At 41.4% G+C, this 17571-nt stretch carries 13 protein-coding genes; all 13 read right to left on the bottom strand.

The annotated features are described in order from the left end of the window. Positions 1 to 164: 164 nt before the first annotated feature. Positions 165 to 1829, bottom strand: coding sequence for a hypothetical protein (locus ABU178_RS12515; protein WP_397215263.1), 1665 nt, complete (start codon positions 1827 to 1829; stop codon positions 165 to 167). Next, the gene (locus ABU178_RS12520; RefSeq protein ID WP_397215265.1) at positions 1813 to 2772 is read right to left on the bottom strand and encodes a glycosyltransferase family 2 protein; all 960 of its coding nucleotides are present in this window, start codon (positions 2770 to 2772) and stop codon (positions 1813 to 1815) included. Before ABU178_RS12520 ends, ABU178_RS12515 begins: the two co-directional genes overlap by 17 nt. Before the next feature lie 130 nt (positions 2773 to 2902). Then, positions 2903 to 4312: an NADP-dependent phosphogluconate dehydrogenase gene (gndA, locus tag ABU178_RS12525; RefSeq protein ID WP_397215267.1), complete on the bottom strand. Its 1410-nt coding sequence runs from the start codon at positions 4310 to 4312 to the stop codon at positions 2903 to 2905. A 134-nt stretch (positions 4313 to 4446) separates the two neighbouring features. Beyond that, entirely contained in the window at positions 4447 to 5562 is a 1116-nt protein-coding gene (locus ABU178_RS12530) for a glycosyltransferase family 4 protein (protein WP_397215269.1), read from the bottom strand. Beyond that, entirely contained in the window at positions 5559 to 6725 is a 1167-nt protein-coding gene (locus ABU178_RS12535; RefSeq protein ID WP_397215271.1) for a glycosyltransferase family 4 protein, read from the bottom strand. The genes ABU178_RS12530 and ABU178_RS12535 overlap by 4 nt, the downstream gene beginning before the upstream one ends. Next, positions 6701 to 7603: a GDP-mannose 4,6-dehydratase gene (locus ABU178_RS12540; protein ID WP_397215272.1), complete on the bottom strand. Its 903-nt coding sequence runs from the start codon at positions 7601 to 7603 to the stop codon at positions 6701 to 6703. Before ABU178_RS12540 ends, ABU178_RS12535 begins: the two co-directional genes overlap by 25 nt. Before the next feature lies 1 nt (position 7604). Next, positions 7605 to 8642 (bottom strand): GDP-mannose 4,6-dehydratase, encoded by a 1038-nt coding sequence (gmd, locus tag ABU178_RS12545; protein WP_397215274.1) that lies wholly within the window; start codon positions 8640 to 8642, stop codon positions 7605 to 7607. Then, complete coding sequence (locus ABU178_RS12550) at positions 8642 to 11158, bottom strand: glycosyltransferase family 4 protein (RefSeq protein ID WP_397215276.1); 2517 nt, start codon at positions 11156 to 11158, stop codon at positions 8642 to 8644. The genes gmd and ABU178_RS12550 overlap by 1 nt, the downstream gene beginning before the upstream one ends. A gap of 11 nt (positions 11159 to 11169) precedes the next feature. Further along, positions 11170 to 12612: a methyltransferase domain-containing protein gene (locus tag ABU178_RS12555; protein WP_397215278.1), complete on the bottom strand. Its 1443-nt coding sequence runs from the start codon at positions 12610 to 12612 to the stop codon at positions 11170 to 11172. Next, positions 12602 to 13831: an ABC transporter ATP-binding protein gene (locus tag ABU178_RS12560; protein WP_397215280.1), complete on the bottom strand. Its 1230-nt coding sequence runs from the start codon at positions 13829 to 13831 to the stop codon at positions 12602 to 12604. The genes ABU178_RS12555 and ABU178_RS12560 overlap by 11 nt, the downstream gene beginning before the upstream one ends. Next, positions 13831 to 14616 carry an ABC transporter permease gene (locus ABU178_RS12565; protein ID WP_397215800.1) on the bottom strand — a complete coding sequence of 262 codons (786 nt, stop codon included), beginning with the start codon at positions 14614 to 14616 and terminating at the stop codon, positions 13831 to 13833. The genes ABU178_RS12560 and ABU178_RS12565 overlap by 1 nt, the downstream gene beginning before the upstream one ends. A gap of 11 nt (positions 14617 to 14627) precedes the next feature. Beyond that, entirely contained in the window at positions 14628 to 16004 is a 1377-nt protein-coding gene (gene cpsG, locus ABU178_RS12570) for a phosphomannomutase CpsG (RefSeq protein ID WP_397215282.1), read from the bottom strand. A gap of 14 nt (positions 16005 to 16018) precedes the next feature. After that, positions 16019 to 17434, bottom strand: coding sequence for a mannose-1-phosphate guanylyltransferase/mannose-6-phosphate isomerase (locus tag ABU178_RS12575; RefSeq protein WP_397215284.1), 1416 nt, complete (start codon positions 17432 to 17434; stop codon positions 16019 to 16021). Positions 17435 to 17571 lie beyond the last annotated feature (137 nt).

The raw sequence follows: 17571 nt of genomic DNA on the forward strand, positions 1-17571 counted from the left end.
ATGCAGAATCTCTAAGCTCTGATTTTAAGTAAAGATATGTATTATTCCATTCATTGGAACGCAAAAGGATAAAAAATAAATTAAAATAATGTGTGACATGAATGGTTTCTTAGACATAAAAAATTATAAACTTTAAACCTTGACAATCTTACAAACAAAAACCGCTATTTCTTTACAAAAAATGCCCATGTTAATCTCTCAAGATCAAATTGACACATCCCATCTTGAATATGGTAATCGTTAATATATTTTTGAACTCGATTCATATAAGTTGATAAAGGATCTCTGGCAAAATCCCAGCCAGGCGGATTAAAAGTTGAAAAACCATTTATTGTCCTGACATGAAACAATTCAGATATTAACATGGCATCGACATTATGAGGGTAAAGTGAATTCATAATATTTATAGTGCTGTTAGGCAATTCATTTTGCCTTTGCCCTATAACATAAAAAGCTTTACACTCCGCTGGCGGCGGTGGTAAAGATTTTACAAACTCTAATTGTGTCTTTCTATTAAAATTAGCATTAGGGTATACATTTAACTGCTCAATAACAACCATAACACAAAAAGACAACGCTAATGATTTGTATTTAGTTTTTTGAGCAAGATTCATTAAATAAGCAGATATTAGACTGACTGGAAAAATAAGGTACAAGCATAGTCGTGATGTCACTCTCATGCCTTTGGCACCGGGAAAGTATTTCCATACGTATTTCCACAGGAAAAAATCACCTTCTTTGATTACAAGAAGAACTAAAAAAAGAGTAGTAAAGCAAAGCGTCAGAAAAAAAACAGTTTTAATGCTTTGTTTCTTTTTAAAAAGAAGAAATATCGTCGCTAATATTACTAGCATTACGCTAATAGGCGCAAGTCCTACGCTGAATTCTCCCGTACGATCAAGCCCACGTATGCCATTGAGAAGATAATCAGATAATTTCCCATAAATCACACTAGTGGCACCGGGATCGATTACATTCAGCAAATGTGGCGCATATGTTTCAGCGGCATCAAGGCTTTGCCCACCCGTTTCATTTGCTTTAGGCAAATAAACGTTAAGGAAAGGGATAATAAAAACTGCCAGCGTTAATATCGGAAAGATAATCGATTTTAAGCTAAATTTAAATTCTAACTCTCTCCTCAGACGATTATTACTTATACATAACATAAAAAAGACAACAGAAGCAATGCAAAAAAACAAGACAAAATACCATGCCATGTAGAAACTGGTAAATAGCCAAAGCGCTAAAAGCATTGAGGTTGCGCTTCCATTTAACACAGCAGATCTTACTTTGTTATATTTTATCGCAGCAGCATAATTTATTATGAAAATAGTTAGCAATGGTGAAAAGGCAATGCTCAATAATTGAACATGCGGCATTTGCATTATTAATGAATTACCTAACGTAAATGCAACAGCACTACAGATCGAAGGTAAAAAGTTAAATTTTAAGATATTTCTCGTTAACCAGTAGAAGCTAAAGTAGCCAATTACTTTAAGAAAAACATTAACCAGTTCTGCAGAAATAAAAATGTCTAAATTTATAAAGCGAAATATAGAATAAATGACTCCATATAAAAAATAGCCATCATTATAGCCAAGAGTATTTTTGAAGGGATAAAAATAACCGACTGTAGACCAATGAGAATTGCCTGTAAAAAAATTATACCAATGCTGCAAAATATTCGTTTCAATAAGAGTATCGAAACGATCTCCTAGTAAGAGATTGAACCCTGAAAAAAAGAAATTATGAAATAAAAATAAATTAGTTAAAATGCATACCAAAGTAACATATGTTTTTTCAAAGTGTATTTTAGTCTTTGTCCGCATTACTTTTCCCTCGCTTTACAACAGGAACAGACAAATATGCGAGCCGTTTTATTTCTCTCCTTGACAGAGTAACATTTTCAAGCAGCAAACCCGCTAAAAACGAGAGCGTTGATATGATGACGAGACCTGTTGATAAGAGTGCGGTTGGTAGTCGAGGTACAAGTCCTGTTTCCAAGTAATATGTAACCAATGGAAGTGAAAGCAAAATCCCTGCAAGAAAAAGGATGGCAGAAATTATACCGAAGAAAGCCAAAGGTCTTTCAGAGGAATAAAGCTTTATTATCATTTTTAGAATCTTTATACCGTCTTTATAAGTACTTAATTTACTGGATGAGCCTTCCATCCTTGCGGCATAATAAGTTTCATATTCATCATAAGGCATTCGCAATTCTAAAGCATGTACGGTAAGCTCCGTTTCTGTTTCAAAACCTCTTGCCATAGCTGGAAAAGATTTCGCGTAACGAGAAGAAAAAACACGATAACCTGATAACATATCTGAAAAATCGCCGCCAAAAATACTCTTCACACAGCTGGTCAGCATTTTATTACCAAAGGTATGTCCAAGTCTGTAAGCGAGATTATCGTCATGTTTGCGCACGCCAACAACCATATCAAGCCGTTCATTTATTAATTTTTCAATCATAATTGGCGCACAAGCAACATCATAAGTTGCGTCCCCGTCAATCATAATATAAATATCCGCCTCGACATCGGCAAACATTCTTCTCACAACGTTTCCTTTGCCTTGCTCTTTAACACTAAAGACTCTGGCACCAGCCTCACTAGCTTCAATGATAGTATTATCTATTGAATTGTTATCAAAAACAAAAACTTCAGCCTCAGGTAAATATTTTTTGAAATCTGCAACTACTTTCCTGATAGAAATACCTTCGTTATAGCAAGGTATAACAACGGCAATATTATAATTTTCTTTTATAACCATGATATCTTCAAATTAAAAGTTAGGATTTGAAATTCATTTACAAAGTAATTATATTAAAAATTAAAGCTGCTAAAAGTGCTCTTTGTAAGAAGAAAATGCCAGCCCAAATGACATGGGCTGACATAATAGATTAATCTAACCACTCCGTATGGAATACGCCGTCTTTATCAATGCGCTTGTAAGTATGCGCACCGAAGTAGTCACGCTGCGCCTGAATCAGGTTAGCAGGCAGCACTTCTGAACGGTAGCTGTCGTAGTAAGCGATGGCCGCAGAGAAGGTCGGCGTCGGGATACCGTTCTGTACCGCGTAAGCCACCACGTCGCGAAGCGCCTGCTGGTATTCGTCAGCGATATTCTTGAAGTACGGTGCCAGCAGCAGGTTAGCGATGTTGGCGTTTTCTGCGTAAGCATCAGTAATCTTCTGCAGGAACTGAGCGCGGATGATGCAGCCAGCACGGAAGATCTTCGCAATTTCGCCGTAGTGCAGATCCCAGCTGTACTGCTCGGACGCCGCGCGCAGCTGAGAGAAGCCCTGCGCATAAGAAACGATTTTGCCGAGATACAGCGCGCGACGCACTTTCTCAATAAATTCAGCTTTGTCGCCGGTAAAGGCTTGGGCCTGCGGGCCGCTGAGTACTTTAGAGGCTGCAACGCGCTGCGACTTCAAAGAAGAAAGATAACGGGCAAATACAGACTCAGTGATCAGAGAAAGCGGCTCGCCGAGATCCAGTGAACTCTGGCTGGTCCATTTTCCGGTGCCTTTGTTAGCGGCTTCATCCAGAATGACGTCAACCAGGTAATTACCCTCTTCATCTTTCTTAGTGAAGATATCTTTGGTGATGTCGATCAGGTAGCTGCTCAGTTCACCGTTATTCCACTCGGTAAAGGTTTTCGCCAGCTCTTCGTTGCTCAGACCCAGCGCGCCTTTCAACAGTGCGTAAGCTTCGGCAATCAGCTGCATATCGCCATATTCGATGCCGTTATGCACCATCTTCACATAGTGACCTGCGCCATCCGAACCAATATAGGTTACACAGGCTTCGCCATCTTCTGCACGGGCAGCGATTTTATCCAGGATCGGCGCAACCAGCTCATAAGCTTCTTTCTGGCCGCCAGGCATAATGGACGGGCCTTTCAGCGCGCCCTCTTCACCGCCGGATACGCCGGTGCCGATGAAGTTGAAGCCCTGCTCGGACAGCTCTTTGTTACGACGGATAGTATCTTTATAGAAGGTGTTACCGCCGTCGATCAGGATGTCGCCCTTATCAAGGTGAGGCGTCAGGGAAGCGATGGTTTTATCCGTTGCTTCACCCGCCTGTACCATCAGCAGGATACGACGCGGTTTTTCCAGCGAGTCAACAAACTCCTCGATGGTGTAGTAAGGCGCCAGTTTCTTGCCCTGGTTTTCAGCAATGACTTCATCAGTCTTTTCACGCGAACGGTTGAAGATAGACACAGTATAACCGCGGCTCTCAATGTTAAGAGCCAGGTTACGGCCCATAACTGCCATACCTACAACGCCGATCTGTTGCTTGGACATTACATACTCCTGTCTGTGGTCTTGCGAAGTGTTACCAGTAACACCCTGCACTAAGTGACCGATATGTTAACTCAGGATAGCCGATAAGAGGTAATGATTGGTGCGATAGTCACTTGAAATAATCTGAAAATAATTCACACATTTAACAAGGATTTATAGAGACGAGTATAACCTGTAATCATCTTTCTGGCGGTAAACAACGATTCAAAACGAGCATGTGCCGCTTCACCGTAGATTCTGGCCTGTTTAGGATTTTGCCAGATTTTATCCATAGCCTGACGCAGCGCTTGTGGGTTTGATGGCGGAACCACTAGCCCGGTCTCACCGTCTATATTGATATAAGTCGTCCCTGTGCCGATCTCGCTTGAAATAAGCGGCTTAGAATAAAGCGCGCCTTCCAGCAGCGAAATACCAAAGGCTTCTGAACGCAGATGAGAAGGAAACACCAGACAAGTACTAAGCTGTAAAAGCGCTGACTTATCGTCATCGCCAAGCGCGCCGAGAAAATAAATTTTATCTACTCCCAGCCGTTGCGCCTGTGCTTTAAGTTCTTCCTCTATTGGACCGGCACCCACTACAACAATCGGATAATGACTGTTTTGCGCCGCTTCAATCAGGATATGTAACCCTTTATAATAGCGAAACGTGCCGATAAACAGAAAGAAACCTTCGGGAAAACGTGCTCGCCACTTTTCCACTACGGTTGGATCATTATTTTGATAAAAGTCTTTATCGAGACCGTACGGAATGACTTCAACTTTCTCTTTATATTGCTGCAAAATTGGACTGCTTTCTACATAGTTAGGCGAGGCAGCAACAATGCGATCTACGGAAGTAAGAAAGCGATTCATCAGCGGCGTATAGAGCTTGAGCAACGCTTTTTGCTTAACGATATCAGAATGATAACTGACTACCGTGGGCTTTTTTATCCCCGCAGCGAAATGCATAAAATCCATAAATGGATAGGGAAAATGATAATGAATAATATCCGCGTCTTGCGCCAGTTTTTTAAACTCTGATACTGCTGAAAAAGAGAATGGCGTCGAGGCGAATTCATACAGCGTTTTCACCCGATAGATAGTGTGATGATCCAGCTTCGAAATTTTATTTTCGAAACCAGGGCTATGCGTTAACACAGTTGATTCAATATTCTCCTTTACGCCGCCTTCAGCCAGTTGGTAGATTACCTGCTCAATGCCGCCGAAGGTATCAGGATAATATGTTTTGTAACAGTGTAGAACTTTGATCATATAAATTTAGCAACCTGCTCATAGGCTTCTATAGTTTTGTCTGCGCAGTATGACCATGAGAATTGCTGAGCCTGAGCAAGTCCTGACTCTATCATTATCTGCTTTTTACCGACGTCATCTGTCATCATTTCAAGATACAGGGTCAATTTATCTATATCCTCAGGCGCATGCATTAATGCCGCTTCGCCCACAACTTCAGGTAAGGATGTTGCATTTGAGCAAATGACCGGCGTGCCTGACGCCATTGCTTCAAGTACCGGCAGGCCGAAACCTTCATAAATAGAAGGGAATACAAAGCTGGTTGCCGCGCTATAGAGTTCAGGCAGATGCTTGCCAGGAACGAACCCCAGATATTTCAGCCACCCTTCCCTCGCTCCTTTATCAAAAAGCCGGAAGAGTTCTTCATTTTCCCAGCCTTTATAGCCGCTGATGACTAAAGGATATGCGCGTTTTATATCCGGCGATAAACGATCGTAAGCCTTTAACAGCGTGAGAATATTTTTTCTGGGTTCTATCGTGCCGGTATAAAGGAAGAAGCGCCGCCAGTTAAGTTGATATTCATTTAAAACAGATTGAACATCAGCTTCGCTGCGCGGATAAAATTGATTATTACAGGCCAAAGGCGCGACGGCGATCTTCTCATCGGGAATAGTGAAAAACTCAGTCAGCTCTCGTTTGGTATAGTGTGAATCAGTAATCAACATAGACGCCCGCGACACCGTTTTTCTCAACTCTTTTTGCATCAGGTGTACACGTCCTGCCGGATGAAATTGCGGCCAGTGAAAAACCGAAAGATCGTGAAACGTCGCAACGCAATGTTTAACGCCTGGCGGCAAATAATAATTCGGGCTGTGGAATATATGTTCTTTGAACTTTCTCAGCGCCAGCGTCTTCATCATCGGAAAAGTCAGCCGATAAATTTCACTTACCGTTTTACTTTTTTGGAGCTTACGTTTGAGAGACTGAACAGACTGCGCGGACTCACTGGCAACCGCCAGCGAGTCACGCACTTTTGTGCCATGAAGAAAAGTTAAGGTTAATTTTTTTTCACGGCGCTGGAGTTCACTAGCAAGTTCAAACGCGTAACGGCCAATACCGGTCAAAGGATATTTAATGCAATCCGTTGAAAAAACAACGTTTAGTTTTTTGCTTCCAGCATCCATTTCAGCGTTTCTCTCAGTGGAACCTTTTGCAGTTGGTTACCTGTTAAACGATTTAATAAGGAGACATCACCACAAAGCTCTTTGATTTCATTTGCTCTGACAAATTGCGGGTTCACTTCAATACGAATAGTGTGCCCTGTTATCTCTTCACACAGGCTAATTATCTCACGCAAAGAGTACATCTCGCCAGAGGCGACGTTGACAACTTCGCCAGAGGCGGATGAGCAGAGCAGCGCTGCATAACTCTTCGCCAGAAAGCGGACATCGGAAAAGTCACGCCAGACATCAATGTTGCCTAACTCAATGACTTCTTTTCGTTCACGAAAATGCTTAACAATTTTCGGTATCAAAAAATTTTCCGCCTGTCCTACGCCGGTATAATTAAAAGGGCGCGCAATGATTAATGGCAATTTGTCCTGAAAAAGCTTCGCCATATATTCCATTGCCAGTTTGCTGACGGCATAGTCGTTGGCAGGATTAGCAGTTGTGCTTTCGTTTAGTTTTCCAGGCGTGTTGTTTCCATACACATTAGCGCTGCTGGCGATTAAAACGGCCTCGGGCTTTTTAGCCATATCGGCCAAGGCCTGCAATAAATTTCGCGTTCCTGCTAAATTTACCTCGTAAAAGGCATTCGGATTCGCATGACCAACAAAAGCGATTGCGGCAAGATGAACCACGATATCAGGAGAAATTTTGTCAACGGCTTGCCTTACCTGAGCCGCATCCGTGAGATCGACCTGAATGTAATTTTCACTCTGCTGGAATGGTGACGAGCCAAGGCCAAAAATCTCATATCCGGCAGCGGATAACTCCGCTGCCATATAATGGCCAGTAAAGCCCTTGATACCAGTGATCAGTGCTTTTTTGCCATTCGTCATATCAGAAAGAAAACCCTTGGTTGTTGCGACGCAGATCTTCTTCAACCATCATGGCACACAGCTCTTCCAACGTGGTTTTTGGCTCCCAACCAAGAATATCTTTTGCGCGCTGTGGATTACCAATCAGCAGCTCTACTTCTGCCGGACGATAGAATTTCGGGTTAACTTTAACGACGACTTTATTGGTCGCAACATCAATCGCCACTTCCTGCTCTTCTTTACCTTCGAAACGCAGTTCGATGCCCGCCGCTTTGAATGCCATAGCAACGAAATCACGCACCGTTTCAGTACGGTTAGTAGCCAGAACAAAGGTATCCGGCTGGTCGGCCTGCAGCATCAACCACATGCCTTCGACATACTCTTTGGCGAAGCCCCAGTCACGCTTAGCGTCAAGGTTGCCGAGTTCGAGTACATCCAGCTTGCCGAGTTTGATTTTTGCTACGGAATCGGTGATTTTACGCGTCACGAACTCCTGACCACGCAGCGGGGACTCGTGGTTGAACAGGATGCCGCTGGAAGCGAAGATATCGTAACTTTCACGATAGTTGATCGTCATCCAGTGAGCGTACAGTTTAGCAACGCCATATGGACTGCGCGGGTAGAAAGGGGTGTCTTCTTTCTGCGGGATCGCCTGAACCTTACCAAACATTTCAGAAGTTGAAGCCTGATAGAAACGAATCTTCGGGTTAACGATACGGATGGCTTCCAGCAGATTTACCGGACCGATACCCGTGATTTCGGCAGTTGTCAGAGGTTGATCAAAAGAAACGCCAACAAAGCTCTGTGCCGCCAGGTTATATACTTCAGTCGCCTGGCTTTCCTGCAGTAAACGAATGCTTGATGAAAGATCGGTTAAATCATATTCAACCAAGTGAAGGTTAGGATTTGATTTGATCCCCAACTCTTCGATGCGCCAGAAATTTACAGAACTGGTACGACGATAGGTACCGTAGACTTTATAGCCTTTATTAAGCAAAAGTTCAGCCAGGTAGGCACCGTCTTGTCCGGTAATACCAGTGATTAATGCAACTTTAGTCATTACTTTTTTCCTTCGGTAAAATCACAAACATGATACCAATTTTTATTGATGAAAGACTCAATAAACTGCTCCGAACTTTCTTTCCAAGTGAAATATTTCATACCTGCCGAACGAGGATAGTTACCCTGCTCCCAAAGCTCAATCCAATATTTCATTTCTTCTGCCTGAACTTCTGGTTCATTGCCTTTGAAATAATAGGCAAACTGACCTGCTACTTCCCTAAATACAGGTATATCTCGAGCAATGATGGCCAAATCATGCCTTGCTGCTTCAATCAACGGAAGACCGAATCCTTCCGCATTTGAAGCTGCTACAAGGCAATCAGACACATCATAAATAGCTTCAAGATATTCGTCACTCACGCCGTTAAACCAGTAAAGCTTTTTGTTGAGCTCCGGATGGTTGAGTATGTAGTCTGTGATATTATCAGACAGCCACCCTTTTCGCCCAACAATCAAGAGATTTGCTTTATAACCTTGCTGCCAAAGTTCCTCAAAGCTTTTAATAGTATTTAGATGCCCTTTTCTGGGCTCTAAAGTTCCAACCATGATAAAGTTGAGCGTTTCTTTAATTGAAGATAAGATATTATGAGCTTCATCCGGCATACCAACTGTTGGCAGACTGTTATCAATATCCGCACCAAGATGAAAATATCCAACATTAAGTTTTGTAACGCGATTGGGCTTGTTATATTTTAACCAATTGATATATTCGTCAGCTACTGAACGTGAAATACATATTACACCATCAGCATAGCTCGTTGATTTCGCCCAGCCTACAAATTCTTCTGAGAGTTCCTTAACAAAAGCTTCAGGTCGTAATAGAGGTATTAGATCATATATTACATAGTTTATATCAACGCCTAATGATTTAAGTCTGTTATTAATGTTTCTATGTGAGATTGCTAAAGCAGGATGAAGATCCAAATATAGCAACTTATCGCCATGATAAAAATCAACTATTTCATCATGTTCACTACAGCTATACTTTTCATCTGTGACTTGAGCTTTCCAAAAATTAAGATGATTAGCATAGGAATAAATCAACTCAACGTTGGGTAATTTCTTAATTAGCTCATTCGATAGCGCTCTGACTACGCGTTGAATGCCTGTCTTAAAATCGTTATGAACTATTGAGCTAATATCGATGAATATCTTGGGATCTCTTCTTTCAGGCTTGAAGTTTTCGCTTAATAACTTTGCAACCCGTTTCATTTTTTTTTGGTCGAGATCGAGGGATGAGTTGCGGATATTATCTATAACTAAATCTAAAGAAGATATATTTCTTTTTAAAGAAGATGGATTTTTCTGAGAAGCTACTAACTTTAATTCTGCGATGAACTTTTCAGCATTTCTTTCCCATTTATATTGCTGAACATGGATTGCAGCATGTTTATTAAAATTCTCGCGAAAATCAACGTCAGTAAGTGCATATAAAATTTTTGCAGAGATAATATGAGGATCAAATGGAGGAAAGAAAGCATCCATTTTAGTCCCCATCACTTCATGCATTACAGGAATATCACTAGCAATAACAACGGCTCCAGCTGTCATTGCCTCCAAAACCGGTATGCCGAATCCTTCCTGATAGGATGGAAATGCAAATAAGCTTGAAGAACTATACAAAGCGACTAGTTCAACGTCTGAAATATAATCAGTAAAAATTACTTGTTCAAGAATTCCTAAATCGGTGAGAATGTTTTTAATGTTATCGATGTGAGCAGGAATTTTCCCAGCTAATACTAAACAATACTCTGTTCTGGCTTCAGGCGGCAGCAAAGCGTACGCTTTAAATAAATTTTCAAGGTTTTTATGTGGGTTCATGCCCCCTGTATATAATATGAACTTCTTTTTAATATTATATTTTTTTAATACAGCTTGCTTTGTTACCTCATCACTATGGCTAAAAAAATCAATATCAATACCATTTGGAATAACGGCTACGTCATCAAAATTAAGCAATTTCTGAATATCTGCTTTTGAAGATTCAGAAACAGTGATAATTTTTGAGGATTTAGATACATATTCTAATTTTTCAAAGTACCAAGGGCGAATAGGATTACTTTTTGCAAGATATTCATCTTCATATAGTAAAGGTATTACATCATGTAATGTCGAGATGTAATTTTCACTTTCAGAACCTGCTAATTTACCTATTGATATAACCGCGCCATCCTCCCAACCTTCTTGTAGATTAGGCAAAAACACAACATCAGCATTTATATCACGTATTACTCCTTCACGAATAAACTCCGAAATGATTATTTCTTTTTCATCACCATGATAAGCACTAGTATTATCAAATTGTGTCCAGCAATAAAAGTTATTAAATTTTAGTATACCTTCAAATTCAGCTTTGATTTCATCAACAAAACCTAATGTTTCATTGAGCAAAAGTAAGAATTCATTTTCTTTGTCTTTCTTAACAACTGATTTTACCAGCTCAAGGCAATACCTGCCTACACCACGGTATCTGGAGCCAGTCTGGCAAGACTGCATATCTATTAAAATTCGCATGATCTTTTTTCTTATTTATTTAACTTATTTAAAATATCTTCCCCATAGAAAGATAATTTAGCATTTAAGATATCACTATTGTCAACTTCTTGAGGTGGAACCTTTATTATGCCAGCATGGTTTATGAACCTCGAATATAACGGCCTTAAAAGTTTATCGAGACCAGTTCTTTTACATAATTTAACAAAGGCTATACGTCTTTTGGGATTTTTATTTATTTTATTAATAAGCCATGAAAGAACTATCTTTATAGGCTTTTTAATTACTGTTGAAGAAAGGTAACTTATAGGTTCTCCTTTCAAAATCCTTCCAAGCAGCCTTACGGGGAAAGATATTCTCCACGATGTACTGTTACGCATCGCTATAATCATGTCAGCCGAAGCTTTCAGCTCTTCTTGACAGATAAAGAGTTTATCAAGCACCAGTTTATTAGTAGCGAACTCAGCTACTTTTTCATGAATTTTTTTATCAATTTCATCAGAATCTTTAATATCAGTAAACCCGGCTTCGTTCAATTTCTTTTTTAACTCTATATTTACGTTCTGAATTTGAATAGCTTGCTGCTTTAACTCTTTAGTTTCCTCTTCTAAGTTATAAACTGTTGCTTCCAGATCTTTAATTTTAGCTATTATAAAATCTTTTTCTTTAAGTTCACTGGTTGCCTGTTGCAAATTCATTATTTCATTAGCAAGGCTAGTGAATTTTTCCTGAATGCCTTGGTTATATTTATTGGAGAGAGATTTGAGAGAGATACCATATGAAGCAGAAAAGAAATCTGCAAATTTACTTAAAAAATCTGAATCGCCCACTTTCTGAGCGACAACACTATAATCTGGACTAACACCACTGATCACATCATATAGTGTAATATTGTCCCGCGTAAACAGTGAGCTATCTTCCTGAAGACGCAAAATTTTTGTTCTCGCAAATCCGGCATGTTCTGTTAAAAAGCTCAATAGTTGTCTTGGAATCGGATTATTATGGGTGGGATCAAGGAAGTAATTATTACTTGATACAATTAAGTTCTCTGGATTAGGGGTTTCCATTATAAGTATGCCACCAGGCTTTAATACGCGTAACGCTTGTTTGACTAATTCATTTACGTTGTTAAACCCAATGTGTTCTACGAGATGAAAAGACGAGACAATAGCTACTGAATCGTCTGGAAAAGAGGCCAGAATTTCTAATGCATCTTTTTTTTCAACATTAAGATTGAGTTCATGGCAATAGTTAAGCATGCCATCATCAAGATCAACGCCGATTTCCTTGAACCCAAGCTCTCTGACCATTTCAAGCCATTCCCCTCTACCACAACCAAGATCAAGAGCAATAGAGTCAGGAAAGTGTGTAATTAATATTTTCGCTAATTTTATATATACTTTTAAACGTGATTTAATCGAATCACGAGAACCCCGATATTTATTTTCAAACGAACTATAGAAACTATCTTTCATGATGAATCTCGACTTCAGTAGGTAACCAAGATGTTCCGACAGAAATTGGTTTTCCGCCATTCAAAACATTAAATATAAGCGCGAGATCACGCCACTCATAATTATTATTTACATGTGTATCTCGGTCATGTAATGCAATCGATATTGAATAATTACCTTCGCCCACATTCATATTGAAATTCAGGTCAAAATTAACTTTCTCCCCTGCTTTGAGCATAGTTAACTTTTTCCCAAGATGATATGTGTTAGTTCCATAAACGGCTAGCCCAAGCCTGTCCTTAATAACATAGCCCATCACCAACTCATCGATATCGTTTACTATATCAACAGAAACTTTTAAATTAACAGCTTCTCCAATATTAACTATCTCTACTTTCTCACCGTTACGTTTATGTAAAGAAATATTGTTAATTTTTGCTTTACCGTTACCTGAAACAGTCTGGATTTTACCTTCTTGAATAGATTCTTGCTTTAAAGTATTTTCGCCAGTTTTTTCTGCCAGCAGAGCATTATAACAATCCATTATTACATCAGGTGCGCCTTCCATCTGGATTTTTCCCGCATTAAGCAATATTGCTCTGTCACAAATAGTTTGAATAGCTGCTTTATCATGTGACACAAGTAAAAGAGTTGTACCTTGAGAGCGGAACTTTCTTATTCTATCAAAACTTTTATGTTGAAAATAAGAATCGCCTACCGATAACGCCTCATCAACAATAAGGATATCAGGCCTTACTGCTGTTGCAACACTAAAAGCCAGACGCATTTGCATACCACTAGAATAAACTCTAACAGGTCGGTCGATATAATCTCCAATTTCTGCAAAAGCTTCGATTTCGGGCATTAATCTATCGATATCATGCGTTGTCAGGCCTAATAGCTGTCCTGACATATAGGCGTTTTGTCTGCCTGTAAAATCGGGGTGAAACCCCATCCCAAGTTCAAGAAGAGCTGCGACCCTGCCCTGAAGTAAAACAGTACCTTTGGTTGGTTGTACTGTTCCGGTAATGATTTTAAGAAGCGTACTCTTCCCAGCACCATTTATACCAATAATTCCAACGGCTTCTCCTGGACTAACATGAAAACTAATATCATTCAGGACCCACGTTTTTTGGTGCCTAATTGTTTTCACTGGTGATATCCACTCTATTAAACGTCCAAAACGAGATGGATAATTTTTATAAGCCTTCCCAACATTTTTTACCGTAATATTACTCATTAAAGCTCATCCACCATATCTGCAGCATGTCTTTTGAAAAGATAAATGCCCAGCAAACAAAGGCACAGCGTGATAACAATAACCGGCAACATTGCTGACCAATCGATGGTTTCCTGATGAATTATTATTTTTTGATAGTTATCCACCAATGTTGCCAAAGGATTGTATTTTAGGATACCTTGGGCCCACTCTGGAAGGGTACTCATCACATAAACAATCGGCGTAAACCAAAACCAAAACTGTAACATTATGCCTACAAACTGACCAACATCACGAAAAAAGACATTTATTACACCTAAGCTGATCCCTAAACCTATTGAAAAAAATATCTGAATAATTAATAAAGGAATAATATGTACAATTGATAAAAAGTGGAAACTACCGTCTATTACCAAGAAAATAATAAATATTGAAAAAATTATAATGAAGTTAAGTAAAGCCGTGAGCGTAATAATAATCGGTAGGCAAATTCTTGGAAAGTTGAGTTTTTTTATCAACCCTGCACTTTCAATGAAAATGTTTTGCCCTCTGCCTACTATTTCAGCAAAGAGTCCCCAAGTAATAATCCCAATACACAGATAAATACTGTAGGCATAGGTCCCACCTTCACCGGGTAATCTTGCTCTCATTACTTGCGAAAAGACAAGGGTGTAAACCAGAATCATTGCCAAAGGCTGTATTAGTAACCATAGTGCTCCTAACATACTCGTTTTATAACGTGTTTGAAATTCGCGTACAACGCTGCCTAATATAAAACCACGGTATTTATATACGGCTTGGAGCATATCTTTCAATGTTACTTCCCTCCTAGTAACGTCAAAATTTCAATCGTTTTATTTCTCATAAGCTCAGGCGCAGATTTAGATTCGACGTTAAGTCTCACTAAAGGCTCAGTATTTGATGTACGAAGGTTAAACCTCCAGCTTTCAAATTCAAGACTTATGCCATCAGTTTCGTCTATATATTTTGCTTCTTTAAAATAAGCATGTTTTATATTAGCAATGACATTTTTTGCATCTTTTAGCTTACGGTTTATCTCTCCAGAAGCTGGGAAAAATTTAATTCTTTCTGCAACCATGGAGGATAAACAAAGCCCCTTTACCGCCAGTAACTCAGCCACCAGCAGCCACGGAATCATTCCACTATCGCAATACGCAAAGTCACGGAAATAATGATGCGCGCTCATTTCGCCGCCATAGATCGCATCTTCTTCGCGCATACGCTCTTTGATGAACGCATGACCGGTTTTTGACATCACCGGAACGCCACCCGCTTTGGTCACCACGTCAATGGTGTTCCAGGTTAATCGCGGATCATGAATGATTTTCGCGCCTGGCTCTTTCTTCAGGAAAGCTTCCGCCAGCAGGCCGACAATGTAATAACCTTCAATAAACTCAGCGTTTTCATCAAACAGGAAGCAACGGTCAAAATCTCCGTCAAAGGCGATACCCATATCGGCGTTGTGTTCGCGCACCGCATCTGAGGTGTCCTTACGGCATTCCGGCAGCAGCGGATTGGGAATACCGTTCGGGAAGTTGCCATCGGCCTGATGATGGACTTTGATAAAGCTCACCGGCGCTTTCGCCTGTTGGAAGCGTTTTTCGATTTCGTCGATCACATGCCCTGCCGCGCCGTTGCCGGAGTTAATCACCAACTTCATCGGCTGGGTGAAATTCGCCAGATCGATATAACCCATCAGGTGATCAACATAGGCGTCCAGGATGGAAACCTGCTTATAGCTACCGCGTTTCTCTGTATCTACCGCAGCAAATTCATTGGCTTCTGCCAGCCGTTGCACATCACGCAGACCGGTATCGCCACTGATTGGACGAGCGCCCTCACGTACCAGCTTCATGCCATTGTAGTTCATCGGGTTGTGGCTGGCGGTAACTTCAATGCCACCGTCAATGCCCAGATGAAAGGTGGCGAAGTAAATCTCTTCGGTGCCACTCATGCCGATATCCAGCACATCGGTGCCAGCATCCATCAGCCCTTTTGCCAACGCCATTTTCAACGCTTCGCTGGTGAGACGAACATCACCACCCACCACAATCGTTTTTGGCTTCAGGAATTCGCCGTAGGCGCGGCCAATACGGTAGGCGATATCTTCATTCAGCTCTTTGCCCAGCTCGCCACGAATGTCATAGGCTTTAAAACAGGTCAGTGCTTCCATTATGTTCTGTGTCCTTATTTACGGGCAAATTGCTCTTTAATCAGAATCAGGTCATCGTCGCCCAGATAGGATCCCGACTGGATTTCCAGCAACTCAAGGGGGATCTTGCCCGGATTTTCCAGCGTATGCTGATGGCCAATCGGAATGAAGGTAGACTGGTTTTCCGTTAACAGCAGCGTCTTGTCCTGAATGGTGACCTTCGCTGTGCCTGAAAGGATCACCCAGTGTTCGGTACGGTGATAGTGCATCTGCAACTCAAAAGCTTCGCCGGGTTTAACCGTGATTCGGTTAACGTTGAAGCGTCCCGTATTCACCACTAAATCGCAGCGTCCCCATGGCCAGTAAGTTTCACGATGACGGCGATATTCGCTGCGGCATTCGCTTTTCAGGAACTCAACCACGCGCTTAACGTCCTGCACCTGATCTTTGCGTGCCACCAACACGGCGTCTTTAGTGTTCACAATGACCAGATTTTCAACGCCAATCGCCGCAACAAGTTGATCTTCGCTGTTGATGTAACAGTTTTGGGTGTTATGCAGGAAAATATCGCCTTTAAGCGAATTGCCCGCAGCGTCCTTATCGTTCACTTCCCACAGTGCTGACCAGGATCCGACATCGCTCCAGCCTGCGTCCAGCGGCACGACCACGGCATCATTGGTCTGTTCCATTACGGCATAATCCACAGATTCATCCGGACAGGCAGTAAAGTCATCTTTATTGATACTGATAAAGTCGTTGCCTTCCTGCACGTTCGCCATCGCACGGCGGCAGGCGTCAAGGATATCCGGACGGAATTTTTCCAGTTCCTGCAGATAACGTTTGGCGCGGAACATGAACATGCCGCTGTTCCAGTAATACTCGCCGGAAGCCAAATAGTCCTGCGCAGTTTTGAGATTCGGTTTTTCAACAAAACGCTGTACACCAAACGGTGCATTTTCATCGCCTGGCAGCTGTTCGCCGCGATGAATGTAGCCATAACCCGTTTCCGGGCCAGCCGGTACGATACCGAATGTTACCAGATGTCCTTGCTTAGCGTACTTCGTGGCAGTGGCGATGGCCTGATGAAACGCGGCGCGGTTTTCAATCACGTGGTCGGCTGCCAGCACCAGCAGGACCGGATCGTCGCCCTGCTCAATCGCATTGATCGCCGCCAGCGCTATCGCTGGCGCCGTGTTGCGGCCAACCGGCTCAAGAATGATATTGTGCGACAACTTTTTAATTTGACGAAGCTGTTCCGCCACCAGGAAACGATGTTCCTCATTACAGATAACCATTGGTGCCCGTGTTTCCACACCAGACAAACGGTTGACGGTTTCCTGCAGCATGGAGTGCTGTCCGTGCAAGCTAATGAACTGTTTTGGATAGAGTTCGCGTGAAAGGGGCCACAAACGACTGCCGGTTCCTCCGGCCATGATTACGGGTAGTATCATTCCACAACCTCTAATGTGTCTTTTAAAACTGCTTTCTCACTTATAAGCGGGTTATTTTTTCTGCAAAAAATAAAAAACATCCACGCTACCGCCCTTGGCTTGCAGCAACCAATATGCTGTGTAACAAGTCAATCCTG

This window comes from Pantoea osteomyelitidis, assembly GCF_044342975.1.
Taxonomy (GTDB): Bacteria; Pseudomonadota; Gammaproteobacteria; order Enterobacterales; family Enterobacteriaceae; genus Pantoea; species Pantoea osteomyelitidis.